Origin of the sequence: Marinobacter sp. (assembly GCF_041687235.1) — a bacterium.
In the GTDB taxonomy this organism is placed as follows: domain Bacteria; phylum Pseudomonadota; class Gammaproteobacteria; order Pseudomonadales; family Oleiphilaceae; genus Marinobacter.
Genome location: NZ_JAWLCH010000017.1, coordinates 42,579 through 55,422, shown reverse-complemented (window position 1 = coordinate 55,422; position 12,844 = coordinate 42,579). Strand labels below are relative to the sequence as shown.

Here is a 12,844-nt window from a genome sequence, read left to right as displayed (position 1 = left end):
GATTTCAGGAAACCGCACCATGACACCCGAGCAATTCGCCGAGCTCGCCAACGCCGGCTTTAACCGCATCCCTGTGTATCGCGAGGTTCTGGCCGACCTTGATACACCGCTGAGCACCTATCTGAAACTCGCCAGCGGGCCTTACTCCTATCTGTTCGAATCCGTCCAGGGCGGCGAGAAATGGGGCCGTTATTCGATCATTGGTTTGCCCAGCCACGAGGTGCTGAAGGTCTTTGACCACCGGGTGGAGATCAGCCGAGGTGGGGAGATCGTCGAAACCGAGGAAGTGGACGACCCGCTCGCCTTTGTCGAGGCTTATCAGAAACGCTTCCATGCGCCGGACCTGGACGAACTGCCCCGGTTCAACGGGGGCCTGGTGGGCTACTTCGGCTACGACACCGTGCGCTACATCGAAAAGCGGCTGCGCAAGAGCTGTCCGCCGGACAAAATCGGCACGCCCGATATCCTGCTGATGGTGTCCAACGAGATCGTGGTGTTCGACAACCTTCGGGGCAAGCTGCACCTGATCGTGCATGCCGATCCCGCCGAGGAAGGCGCCTTTGACAAGGCACAGACCCGAATTGATGAACTGGAGAACCGCCTGCACAGGCAAACCGCGGACGCCCCACGCACGCCCGAACACCTTCGTGGCAAGACGGTGGACGAAAGCGACTTCATCTCCGGCTTTACCCAGGACAAATTCGAAGCCGCCGTGGACAAGATCAAGGGCTACGTGCTCGACGGTGACGTAATGCAAACCGTCATCTCTCAGCGCATGTCCATTCCGTTCGAGGCACCGCCCCTGAACCTGTACCGGTCCCTGCGGGTGCTGAACCCGTCGCCCTACATGTATTTCCTGGATCTCGAGGACTTCCACATCGTGGGTTCCTCCCCGGAAATCCTGGCCCGGGTGGAAGACGAGGAAGTCACCGTGCGCCCCATCGCCGGCACCCGCAAGCGCGGTGCCACCGATGCCGAGGACAAGGCGCTGGAGGCGGAACTGCTGGCCGATCCGAAAGAGATCGCTGAGCACCTGATGCTGATCGATCTGGGCCGAAACGATGCCGGCCGGGTTTCAGAAACCGGCACAGTCCGGCTGACCGACAAGATGATTGTGGAGCGCTACTCCCACGTGATGCACATTGTCTCCAACGTCACCGGCCGGCTGAAAGACAACACCAGCTGCCTGGACGTGCTGCGCGCCACCCTGCCCGCCGGCACCCTCAGTGGGGCTCCCAAGATCCGGGCCATGGAAATCATTGACGAACTGGAGCCGGTCAAGCGCGGCGTTTACGGCGGCGCCGTGGGCTACCTGTCGTTCAATGGCAACATGGACACCGCCATCGCCATCCGCACTGCGGTGATCAAGGACAGCACGCTGCATATCCAGGCCGGCGCCGGCGTGGTGGCCGATTCGGTGCCCCGCCTCGAGTGGAAGGAAACCATGAATAAGGGCCGCGCGATTTTCCGGGCGGTGGCCATGACCTACAACGCTTTCGACCACTGAGGCGGAGGAACGGATTATGTTGCTGATGATCGATAACTACGATTCCTTCACCTACAACGTGGTGCAGTATCTGGCCGAACTGGGCGCGGACGTGCAGGTTTACCGGAACGATGAAATCACCATCGAACAGATTGAAGCCCTGAACCCGGAACGGCTGGTGATTTCCCCCGGCCCCTGCACGCCCAACGAGGCCGGCATCTCCATGGCCGCCATACGCCACTTCGCCGGCAAGCTGCCGATTCTGGGCATCTGTCTCGGCCACCAGGCCATCGGTCAGGTTTACGGCGGCGATGTCATCCGCGCCGGTCGGGTCATGCACGGCAAGGTATCCCCGGTATTCCACAAGGATACGGGCGTATTCCGTGGCCTGAGCAACCCGCTGCAGGCGACCCGCTACCACAGCCTGGTGATCGACAAGACCACCCTGCCCGACTGCCTGGAAGTCACCGCCTGGACCCGCAACGACGACGGTTCCATCGAGGAAATCATGGGGGTTCGCCACAAGACGCTGCCCATTGAAGGCGTGCAGTTCCATCCGGAGTCTATTATGACGGAACAGGGCCACGAGCTGCTGCGCAACTTTCTGAGAACACAATAAGAGGCCGACACATGGACATGAAAGAAGCTCTCAACCGCATCGCCTCCAACCTGGACCTGTCCCGGGAGGAAATGAAGGACGTGATGCGTATCGTCATGAACGGCGAGGCTACGGACGCCCAGATTGGCGCCTTTCTCATGGGGTTGCGTCTGAAGAGCGAAACCATTGATGAAATTACCGGCGCCACCGAGGTCATGCGCGAGCTGGCCACCGGGGTAACGGTGAAGGCCGAGCCGCTGATCGATATCGTCGGCACCGGCGGCGACGGCGCCAACCTGTTCAACGTATCTTCCGCTGCGTCTTTCGTGGTGGCCGCCGCCGGCGGCTTTGTCGCCAAACACGGCAACCGGGCGGTGTCTTCCAAAAGCGGCAGCGCCGACCTGCTAGAGAAGCTGGGCATCAACCTGAGCATGGGGCCGGAAGAGGTGGCCCGATGCGTCGAAGAAATCGGCGTCGGCTTCATGTTCGCCCCGGCCCATCACGGCGCCATGAAACACGCCATCGGTCCCCGCAAGGAACTCGGCTGCCGGACGATTTTCAATATCCTCGGCCCGATGACCAATCCGGCCGGTGTTAAACGCCAACTGGTGGGCGTGTTCAACCGGGAACTGTGTCGCCCGATGGCAGAAGTGCTGCATCGTCTTGGCGCCGAGCACATTATGGTGGTCCATTCCAAAGACGGGCTGGATGAGATCAGTCTGGCCAGCGCGACCCACGTGGCGGAACTTAAAGATGGCAAAGTCACCGAATACGACATCACGCCCGAGGATCTGGGGATCAAGAGCCAGTCGCTGGTGGGCCTGACTGTAGACACAGCCGAGGATTCCCTGAAGCTGATCAAGGCGGCCTTCGGCCGTGGCCACGACGAAATGGCCGAGAAAGCGCGGGACCTGATTGCTCTGAACGCTGGCGCAGCGATTTACGTTGCAGGACTGGCAAGCAACGCCAAAGAAGGCGTCGATATGGCCCTGGACGCCATGGGCTCTGGCCTCGCTGCCGGCAAGATGTCGGAGCTGGCTGATTTTTCTCAGTGCTTTTGATCCTGGCCTGCTGATTTTGCAGCCGGACGAGTCGGAGGGGAGGGAGCTTCCAAAACACGCCCGTGAATACGTCCCTGTAGGGCTTGGCTGCAGCCATCCGTGGCTGCAGACAGTTTTGGAAGCTCCCTCCCCTCCGTCTCTCGCTAACTTTGTACAGGCCTGATATGACTGACAGACATTTGGATAAGACGCCTACGATTCTTCGGAAAATTGTTGATCGGAAGTGGGAAGAAATCGAGGAGCGCAAGGGAAAGGTTTCCGTTGCAGACTTGAAAGCCAAAGCTGGTGATCAACCGGCGGCTAGAGGCTTTGCCAACGCCCTGCGCAGCCGAATTGAACAGCGGACTCCCGCTGTTATCGCGGAGATCAAGAAAGCCTCACCGAGCAAGGGCATCCTGCGCGATCCCTTCGAGCCAGCCGTCATTGCCGAGAGCTACGAGAACGGCGGCGCGGCCTGCTTGTCCGTGCTTACCGACCGCGATTTCTTCCAGGGCCACGAGGACTATCTGGTTGCCGCCCGCAATGCCTGCAGTCTGCCGGTGATTCGCAAGGACTTCATGGTCGCGCCCTACCAGGTCTACGAAAGCCGCGCCATCGGCGCCGACTGCATACTCCTGATTGCCGCCTGCCTGACCAAAGACCAGATGCAGGAACTGGAGGGCATTGCCCATGAGATCGGTCTGGATGTGCTGGTGGAAGTGCACGATGGTGAGGAACTGGACGATGCGTTGACGCTTACGACGCCTCTGGTCGGCATCAATAACCGCAATCTGCATACCTTTGATGTGTCTCTGGACACCACCTTTGATCTGCACGAGCGGATTTCACAGGACCGGCTGACTATTACAGAAAGTGGCATCATGACCCGCAGTGACGTCGAGGCCATGACCAACCGAGGGATCTACGGGTTCCTGGTGGGCGAATCGTTTATGCGGGCCGAGGAGCCAGGTGGCAAGTTGAGGGAATTGTTTTTCTGAGCAGCCCTACCTGCCGCCCCGTGCACTGATTCAAAGACCACAAAGTTACTCTTCAGGCTCCGCCAAAGCCTCCTGCAGCAACTCCAACAAATGCGCCGGCATACCCTCCGCCAGCTTGAGTGCCGCTTCGTGCCCGCGGGGCGACATCTTGCCCCAGGTCCGGCGCACGATGCGCAGCCACTTCTCCCGGTCGTAGTCCGCTTTTTCCGCGTAGAAATCCGCGAAATATCGCTCCAGAAAGACCATGCAGGCAACGTCTTCCAGGAGCTGGGTATCCTCATCCTGCCTCAGTTCCCGCTTGGTCAGGATGGTTTCCACCCGCTCGCACTCGGCCGGCGGATAACCACAGTCCGCCATAATTTCCGCCGCCCGACGGCCGTGCATCCGGCCACAGGCCTGGCGCCACTGGTAATAGGCTTTACGGCCCTCCGGATAGTGCTTGCGGGGCAGGGTCCAGCGCTCGATATGCTGGGCGCGGCAGGCGATCTGCATGCGCTCGGAAGGATCGGATTCAAGCTCGAACAACCAACGGGTCATATGAAGACTGTAGGCGTACTCCTTGGGCAGGCGTTCGTCGCCGACACATTCCTGGTTCGGGTCGGCCTGATTCGCCTTGTCGATGGCAGCCAGCGCGCATTGGAGGCTTGAATCCGCTGTGGTCATTAACATCTCTCTTCCAGTTTCAGGGTAGCCGGGGCCTCAGGCCTGGGCCGAAGGACGGGCCTTGATGCGGTCGTACCAGGCCTGCAGGTTGGTTTGCTCCGGCTTGATGCGGATATTCACCACCCGTGCGAACGCCACCGTGGTAAACGCATTGATGTCCGCCGCAGTGAACCTGTCGCAGCAGATGTACTCTTTGCCCTCCAGCTCTTTGTCGAGGAAATGCATGAACTTCTCGACATTCTGACCACATTCCTCACCCCATTCCCTGATCGGATTCATTCGGTCCTTGAAGTAACCGGTGGTGTGCTGGAAACACATGCCGGTCGGCATGAAAAAGTAATACTCGATCCAGCGCAGCCACTGTTCGAGTTTTGCTCTCTCCAGCGGCGTGTCACCCAGAAGACTCGGGGTATCAGGATAGCTTTCCTCGAAGTAGCGGCAGATCGCCATGGTTTCAGCGATGCAGGTGCCGTCGTCGAGTTCCATCACCGGCACTTTCTTCATCGGGTTTCGGGCGACGTATTCAGGCGTCAGGTTTTCGCCCTTCTGCAGGTCGATCTCGATGAATTCGGCCTTGTCCAGCAGGCCCTTTTCAGCGAGGAACATACGGACACGACGGGGGTTGGGTGCAGTTTTGGTTTCAAAGATTTTCATTGTTATCAGCTCCGCTCTTTATCAATGACGGCTTCGGCGTTTGAAAACGAGAAGACTGACCGGAAAGAAGAGTTGCGTCAAGCAACCAACGCTATCGGGGCAACCAGTTTCGAATCTGCTGGATAATCCAGTCCGGATCATCCAGGGGAAGGTCATGGCCGGCATCCGGGTGCAGTTTCATAGTCCACTGCCAACGCTGCTCGAGAGCGGCACTGCAGCGCCAGTGAACTATCCGGTCACCACGGCTGGCCAGCACCAGGGCTTCCGGCAAGGGGCGTTTTTTGCCGGGTGTGTAGCGAGCCGCCGCGGCCAGCTGATTCAGAGCGTTGCGGACACAGACCGGGCGCTGGCGCTGGATGCTGTACCATTGCTTCGCCAGTGACAGTGGCACCTCACGATTGGAGGTAAGCCTGAGAATGTCCCGCTCACGATCAAACAGTTCCCGGCGGGCCAACAGGCGCAGAATTTTCGGCCAGGCACCCGGTCGCATGCGCTGCCATGGCGGGCTGAAGCCGGAACTGGTGTTGAGGAGGACCAGATTCTGGATCTGGCCCTCGGGGGCATGCTGGGCCCAATCCAGCGCCACCATGCCGCCCATCGAGAGTGCCAGGACGCTGAAGGGGCCAGGAATATGGCTGACGTTGCTGCAAACTTTCTCGCGGATGGCAGCTACGGTTGACGGACAGTCCTCCCGGTAATGCACGCCAGTGCCGGGAAGGTCGACCATGTGGAACTGGTGTTCCGGAAACGCATCCCGGAGGCGGGCCGGAAAGCTCCCCCAGTGCGCTTGCTCCCGAGTGAGGCCCCGCAACAGAATCCAGTGCATACGAGCGTTCCGTTTGATTGATGCCCAGACCCACTGATTCGCTAGTGAGAATCGCGATACCAGTGCATGATGGCGGCTTCCCTCAGCATGGACTCCTCTTCCCGGACCGGCAACCAGTTTTCGTGGCTGGCAGCGGCATTGACCAGGAAATCCATCCAGGCCAGATGACTGCGCAGGACCCGCTTGTGCCGATGGGGAACCAGGGGATTGAAAAAGCCGTCCAGCCTCAGTAGCTGCCGGGGACGCTTGCGGATCCAGCGCCAGGAACCCATCTCCAGAGTGAGCGGCAGGAAAACGCCTGCATTTTCACGATTGACCTGTTTGTAGAAATAGTCCCACAAATCACCGTGGGTCAGGTAATGACGGGACTGGGGCTCAAACCGATAGTCGTGGTTGGGGTATGCCTGTTCCCAGATCAGTTTCAGCGCCATGACCGAGGCTATTCGGCGCATGGGACGCCGGCGGTAGGCGTAGGGAAACCAGATCTGATCCTGCATACCGAATCCGGAATGGCAGTCGAGCGCCACGCTGAACGGTCTGCCTGGCAGCAGTTCCTGTATCACGGCTTCCAGCGCCTGGTTCTCAGGCTCCATGCCCTGCTCCGGGTCTCCGGTATACCAGGGCAACCGGGGCGAGAACCGCTGCCCACCAAGCAGGAACGCGCTGCGGTCCTGGGCGGTGATCGGCGCATTGCGCATCAGATCCACACCATTTGGATTACTGCGCTGGTTCAGGTACATGCCACCCGGATTGAGGATAGGTAACAGGGTAATCCGCACTTTCTGTAACAAGGCTGCCAGGTGTTCGTCCCAGGTTACTCTGGCCAGCAGCGACTTGAGCCAGGCAGTGACCACCTGGCTGCCAATCCGTTCCAGACCATGCACGCCGCCAACGACAAGCACAACGGGGACATCGGGCCGGGTTGAGCCGATATCCGCCCGGTAGACAGGCAGCGACAGGTCTTTCATTGCCACCCTTTGAACCACACGGGTGGCCACCTGATCCGGCGCCTCCGCCAGCAGACGCTCAAGGGTAACCAGTTCCGGAAGAAAGGTTCGCAGCAACCGGCGCTGACGACCATCACGGCTGGCCTGCTCCTGGGTAATCGACGTGTGTGGCGTCAGGTCGCGCAGTTCTGTCATGGCGTTCTCCGGTGTTAGGTCCGCGGAGTATAGCCACGGATTGCTACAACTTATTGACACCTCCCGGGCGACATAATGTGTCTCTCTTATATACGGATTTGGAATACGCCCTTGTAACTGAGTCTTGGTTCGTTATTCTTGTACGTAGGTATTAACCGAGACGTCCTGATTTGCTTTACCGCAACAGCAACCATAAAACAGCTGTTTTTCCGATCCCTCTGGATCGCGGCTCCCCTGTATCGGCATTGACACCGACAACATCTTCCAAGAATCACAAACCCTGAAAAGGAGAAGTGACTATGCGAAAGCTTAAGTCTGCTGTATTGCTCTGCGCGCTATCCTCACCCCTCGTAGCCCAGGCCGACTGCGGCGAGGTATCCATCACAGAAATGAACTGGGCGTCGAACACGATCGTCACCAACGTGGCCACCTTTATCATGGAACAGGGTTATGGCTGTGATGTCACCATTGTTCCTTCCGATACCGTCCCTGCAGTGACCTCGGTTGCCGAAAATGGTGAACCTGACATTGTTACCGAGCTGTGGCTGAATTCCGCAGGCGAGGCCTATCTGCGCCTGGAAGAGCAGGGCAAGGTCGAACGGGTCAGCAAGGTTCTGGACCCGGGCGGTGTTGAGGGCTGGTGGATTCCCACCTACCTCGCTGAAAAGCACCCGGAACTGACCACCATTGAAGGCGTGATGGAAAATCCCGAGCTCGTTGGGGGCCGCTTCAACAACTGTCCGGACGGCTGGGGTTGCCGTGTTGTCAGTGACAACCTGGTACGCGCCCTGGATCTGGAAGACTCCGGCATTGAAGTCTTCAATCATGGTTCCGGGGAGACTCTGGCATCGTCCATGGCGTCAGCTGTCCAGAATGAAGAGCCATGGTTCGGCTATTATTGGGGTCCCACCGTGCCTCTCGGCAAATATGACATGACCCGCGTGGACCTCGGCGACGTCAAGCCGGACGTACACCAGAAGAACCAGACAGCCGATGCAGACAACCCGGGGGTCTCCGATTTCCCGGCGGCAACAATCCTGACGTCAATCACTACTGACTTTAAAGAGCGTGAGCCGGAAGTCGCCGAGATGCTGAGCAAGCTGACATTCAAAACCGAGACCATGAGCTCCATCCTGGCCTGGATGGACGCCAACAATGCGTCGGGCGAGGAAGCTGCGGTTTACTACCTCAGCAACAACAGCGACGAGTGGTCAACCTGGCTGGACGACGCCGCAAGACAGCGGCTGGCCAAAATCCTTAACTGATCAACCTGCCTCTCCCGGGACATCCTGTTGGGGATGTCCCGGGCCGTTTACCGAAAACCGTTCCGATTTCAGAAGCGCGCAGGAGAGACTGACCGCCCATGGCAACCTACGATTCCCTTTTTTCATCACTGGGCCTTGAGCAATGGTGCTCGGAAGGCAAAAGCAGCGGCCCCATGTCGATGGCCGATTTGCTGAACCAAACCAGGGGAGAGAGCGCCGAACCGGCCTCGTTATGGGAACTCCCGTTTCCGTCCATGGATGCACTCAACGAATCCTGTGCGGCTTTTCCCCAGTCCCGGGAACTCACCAAGGGGCTGGAACAGGGCTTCCTGGCAGTGAAGGACAGCCTGAGCCTGGTTCTAGACCCGCTGACACAGCCACTCAGCTGGTTTCTGGATGGGGCTCTTTACGCCATGCTGAATACGCCCTGGTGGATCGTGATCCCATTGCTTTTAGCGGTTGTCTATCTGGTGACCAAATCCTGGAAGCTGATGCTGTTTGTCGGCGGCAGTATCGTGCTGCTGGCCTTCATTGACCACTACGATTACGCCATGCAGACCCTGGCGATCATCTTCGTCTGCGCCTTCCTGTGCGTGTTGCTCGGGGTACCCATAGGCATCGCCATGGCCCGGAGTAATTCATTGCAGCGAATGATCATACCGGTTCTGGACATGCTACAGACGCTGCCACCCTTTGTTTACCTGATCCCGCTTATCTTCCTGTTCAGTGTCACCGAGTCAAAACTGTACGGAATCGCCATCATTCTCTACGCCATCGTTCCGGTTATCCGGTTGACCAATCTGGGCATCCGGCTGGTCGACAAGGACGTGATCGAGGCCGCCGATGCCTTCGGCATGACGCCCCGACAGAAACTCTACAAGGTGCAGATTCCACTGGCATTGCCCAACATCATGGCCGGGGTCAACCAGACCATCATGATGAGTCTTGCCATGGTCGTGATCGCATCGCTGGTGTCCGCACCCGGCCTTGGTGTCCTGGTTCTGCGGGGTATCCGTAATCTGGAGCTGGGTGTTGGCCTGGTCTCCGGCCTTGGCATCGTGATCCTGGCGGTTATTCTCGACCGGGTAACCAAGGCATCCCTGGCACGCATTAACGTCTCTCAGAAGCAGTGAGGAAAGCCCCCATGGCGAAAGACATCAAGATTTCGATCCGGAACCTGTACAAGATCTTCGGGCCGACCCCGGATGTTGCCCTGGAGTATGTTCGCAGAGGGATGGGTAAAGCCGAACTGCTGGAAAAACAAAGGCACGTCCTTGGTCTTCGGGACATCAATGTGGATATGCACGACGGCGAGATCACAGTGATCATGGGCCTGTCCGGCTCCGGAAAATCCACCCTGATCCGGCACCTGAACCGGCTGATAGACCCCACTGCCGGCGAGATACGCGTCGACGGTGAAGACATCATGAGCTACACCGAGGAGCAACTTCGACAGCTCCGCCGTGAGCGTATGTCGATGGTGTTCCAGAAGTTCGCGCTCCTGCCCCACAAGACCGTGCTCGAGAACGCGGGCATGGCCAAGGACATCCGGGGCTACACGACATCGGATTTCGAGGCGGATGCCCGCAAATGGCTTGCACGGGTCGGACTGGAAGGGAACGAATACCAGTACCCACATCAGTTGTCCGGCGGCATGCAGCAGCGCGTTGGTATCGCCCGGGCACTGGTGTCCGACGCCCCCATCATGCTGATGGACGAAGCCTTCTCGGCATTGGACCCCTTGATTCGCTCGGATATGCAGGACCTGCTGCTGGAATTGCAGGAAGAACTGAAGAAAACGATTGTGTTCATCACCCACGACCTGGATGAAGCCCTGAAACTGGCAGACCACCTGGTTATTCTGAAAGACGGCGAGGTCGTGCAGCAGGGAGACCCTCAGGAGATTCTGCTCAACCCCGGTGATCCCTATATTGTCGACTTCATCAGTGATATCAATCGGGCCCGGGTGCTTCGGGTACGGTCGGTGATGACCCCGGCGGATAACGCCGACACACCGTTTGCCGGCGATGTCTCCGAGAAGGACAACCTGGAATCGGTACTCCTGAAATCCCAGGGCGACATGTCCCTGCATTTCCGGGTGGTGAGGGACAATCAGCACGTGGGCACATTGCACATGGAGGATCTGGCACGGGCCCTGGTGCCGACAGCGGCATCGGCAGACAGAAACAAAAACGCGGCCTAGTGGCCCTTCGAGCCATTACAAAACCCGGGCCAGGGTCTATGCTTTCAGATAAAGCCGACGTCTCCGGCATTGCGGTTTTATCGCCATGGCAAAAACCCTGGTTGTTTCTATCGTTTTCTTTCTTGTCGCCTGCTCAGAGCCGGAGGACCCTCTTCCACTGGTTTCTGAAACGTCGGCGAAGACGGAACAGACTGTTCGTGCAGTACCGGCAGCCGACCCCCGCCGGAGCGTTGTCATTGCCGCTGATCCCTGGTGTCCCCACAACTGTGAGGCCGGATCCGACCACGAAGGCTACATGATCGACATAGCCAGGGAGGCGTTCGGCCTGGCGGGTATCGATGTGGAGTATGTCAACATGAGCTGGGCACGGGCGCTTCAACAGGCCCGGGACGGCTATGTGGACGCCGTTGTCGGAGCCTTGCCGGGGGATGCGCCGGATTTCGTGTTCCCGGACGCTGCCATTGGTTACTCCAGAATTGCGCTCTACACCCACCCCGATAACACCTGGCAGTATGGTGGCATCGAATCGCTTAAAGATTTCACCCTCCTGGCGATCAATGGCTACGCGTACTCACCGGAACTCGATGACTATATTGCGAGCTACCAGGACAACCCCGAGCGGGTCTGGGTGCTGTCCGGGCCCGCTCCCCTCGGCCGAGCGATTGAACTGCTGCATCAACGCCGTTCCGACGTGTTCCCTGAAGACCGTTACGTGATGCAGTGGCAACTTGAACAGGATGACAGCACCGAAAGCCTGAGAATGGCCGGCGTGATCCACGAATCGCCACTGTACGTTGCGTTTTCACCGGTCGGAAGCGACTCCCCCGAGCTCGCAGGGGTCCTGTCAGAAGGCGCCAAAACCCTGCAGAGCACGGGGCGGGTTGCTGAGATCCTGGCGCGCTACGGGCTCTCATGGTCGGACTGAAACGCCCGGATCGTGTCGCCCTCCGGTGTCGACAGGAGCAGCTCGCCCTGTCGTCCGATCTGTACCTCAGTCACCTGTTTCAGCAGGGTCAGGAACCGGTCCTCCTGATTCATCAACGCAGGCGCGCACGCCATCCTGGTTGATGCCACGGGTCCGATACCAACCCCTTCGCCCCGGAGCTCATAAGTACCGGTGTATCGATTGCAGGAAGCCCGGCCAGCGAGCCGATTCCCCTCAAGGAACTCGATCGTAATCCGGGAACGGTCGATGATGCCCGCGCCTGCGAGATCCTCAACAACCCACACCGCGCCCTGGAACAGCCGTTGGCGATCGCCGCCACATCCGGTGAATTCCTCATTGCCGACCACCAGGCGAACCTGGGCCGGATATTGAGCCCCCGACATGCTGTCCTCGCAAAGTTGTCGGGCCACGGTGAGCGTTATGGGAAGGTCGTCCAGAGTCGCCTTGAACTCCCGACCGTGCCGGTTGGCGGTTTTCAGTTCCACCGGAATACGACGGGTTTGCTGCTCTTCAAAGGGACGGGTCAGCAACAGTTCGTCCCCCTCAATGGTCGCATGCCAGAAGGGTTCGTTGCCCCTTGCCTCAAAGGGCATTTCCAGATCGCCCGCCTGCAGACATTCCGGGTAAGTCTGGCCCTGTATTGTCAGGGTCGCTTTTTCACCTTTGCTCCAGAAGCGGGTCTGGTCATCGCCGGGGGCAACATACAGTGCACCCGAGCCAGCCACTTTCGGCTTGAGCAGCACACGCCGATCCAGATAATCAACACTGATCAGGTCGCTGTTCTCTTTCCCGGACACAGCAATGTCAAGCTGGCCGCAGGCATATTCCCCGTACACCGGCTGGCCGGCTTCAGGTAATGAGGAACAGGCAGAGAGGGCGAGCCCGGCCGCGGTGACGACGGACAACATCACAACTCGTCGTGAGTACATGGTCAGTTCCCTTGTAGGCATGATTTTCGACCGACAGTTTAAAACCCAAAGACCACGGAGGCCAACGGGAGTATTCGACGAGGCTTCTTATGCT

13 protein-coding genes are annotated in these 12,844 nt (G+C 58.9%); 8 read left to right on the top strand and 5 right to left on the bottom strand.

Annotated features, from left to right (window positions below):
- The first annotated feature begins 19 nt into the window (after positions 1 to 19).
- The 4 genes from trpE (at position 20) to trpC (ending at position 4,122) form a co-directional block, all read left to right on the top strand.
- On the top strand, positions 20 to 1,507 hold the full coding sequence (gene trpE / locus ACESMK_RS17615; RefSeq protein ID WP_373001521.1) for an anthranilate synthase component I: 1,488 nt from the start codon (positions 20 to 22) through the stop codon (positions 1,505 to 1,507).
- A gap of 16 nt (positions 1,508 to 1,523) precedes the next feature.
- A complete protein-coding gene (locus tag ACESMK_RS17610; RefSeq protein WP_373001517.1) occupies positions 1,524 to 2,105 on the top strand; it encodes an aminodeoxychorismate/anthranilate synthase component II in 582 nt (193 codons plus the stop codon).
- An 11-nt stretch (positions 2,106 to 2,116) separates the two neighbouring features.
- Entirely contained in the window at positions 2,117 to 3,145 is a 1,029-nt protein-coding gene (trpD, locus tag ACESMK_RS17605; protein WP_373001515.1) for an anthranilate phosphoribosyltransferase, read from the top strand.
- A gap of 164 nt (positions 3,146 to 3,309) precedes the next feature.
- The gene (gene trpC / locus ACESMK_RS17600) at positions 3,310 to 4,122 is read left to right on the top strand and encodes an indole-3-glycerol phosphate synthase TrpC (protein ID WP_373001513.1); all 813 of its coding nucleotides are present in this window, start codon (positions 3,310 to 3,312) and stop codon (positions 4,120 to 4,122) included.
- 45 nt (positions 4,123 to 4,167) lie between these two features.
- Here trpC and ACESMK_RS17595 read toward each other — a convergent pair whose 3' ends face one another.
- The 4 genes from ACESMK_RS17595 to ACESMK_RS17580 form a co-directional block, all read right to left on the bottom strand.
- Positions 4,168 to 4,785 carry a DUF4202 domain-containing protein gene (locus ACESMK_RS17595; protein ID WP_373001511.1) on the bottom strand — a complete coding sequence of 206 codons (618 nt, stop codon included), beginning with the start codon at positions 4,783 to 4,785 and terminating at the stop codon, positions 4,168 to 4,170.
- Between the two features lie 36 nt (positions 4,786 to 4,821).
- Positions 4,822 to 5,439, bottom strand: a complete 618-nt coding sequence (locus ACESMK_RS17590) for a glutathione S-transferase family protein (RefSeq protein WP_373001509.1) — start codon at positions 5,437 to 5,439, stop codon at positions 4,822 to 4,824.
- A gap of 91 nt (positions 5,440 to 5,530) precedes the next feature.
- A complete protein-coding gene (locus ACESMK_RS17585; protein WP_373001508.1) occupies positions 5,531 to 6,265 on the bottom strand; it encodes an alpha/beta fold hydrolase in 735 nt (244 codons plus the stop codon).
- 41 nt (positions 6,266 to 6,306) lie between these two features.
- Positions 6,307 to 7,407: a M14 family zinc carboxypeptidase gene (locus tag ACESMK_RS17580; RefSeq protein WP_373001506.1), complete on the bottom strand. Its 1,101-nt coding sequence runs from the start codon at positions 7,405 to 7,407 to the stop codon at positions 6,307 to 6,309.
- A 299-nt stretch (positions 7,408 to 7,706) separates the two neighbouring features.
- Here ACESMK_RS17580 and ACESMK_RS17575 point away from each other — a divergent pair, with 299 nt between their 5' ends.
- From ACESMK_RS17575 to ACESMK_RS17560, 4 genes are all read left to right on the top strand, one after another.
- A complete protein-coding gene (locus ACESMK_RS17575; RefSeq protein WP_373001504.1) occupies positions 7,707 to 8,672 on the top strand; it encodes an ABC transporter substrate-binding protein in 966 nt (321 codons plus the stop codon).
- A 98-nt stretch (positions 8,673 to 8,770) separates the two neighbouring features.
- Positions 8,771 to 9,805: an ABC transporter permease gene (locus ACESMK_RS17570; RefSeq protein ID WP_373001502.1), complete on the top strand. Its 1,035-nt coding sequence runs from the start codon at positions 8,771 to 8,773 to the stop codon at positions 9,803 to 9,805.
- Positions 9,806 to 9,816: 11 nt separating this feature from the next.
- Complete coding sequence (locus tag ACESMK_RS17565; RefSeq protein ID WP_373001500.1) at positions 9,817 to 10,875, top strand: glycine betaine/L-proline ABC transporter ATP-binding protein; 1,059 nt, start codon at positions 9,817 to 9,819, stop codon at positions 10,873 to 10,875.
- A gap of 85 nt (positions 10,876 to 10,960) precedes the next feature.
- Positions 10,961 to 11,800 (top strand): substrate-binding periplasmic protein, encoded by an 840-nt coding sequence (locus ACESMK_RS17560; protein ID WP_373001498.1) that lies wholly within the window; start codon positions 10,961 to 10,963, stop codon positions 11,798 to 11,800.
- On the opposite strand, the gene ACESMK_RS17555 is transcribed toward ACESMK_RS17560, so the two are convergent.
- Complete coding sequence (locus tag ACESMK_RS17555) at positions 11,776 to 12,750, bottom strand: META domain-containing protein (RefSeq protein WP_373001496.1); 975 nt, start codon at positions 12,748 to 12,750, stop codon at positions 11,776 to 11,778. The two genes, ACESMK_RS17560 and ACESMK_RS17555, sit on opposite strands and share 25 nt — an antisense overlap.
- Positions 12,751 to 12,844 lie beyond the last annotated feature (94 nt).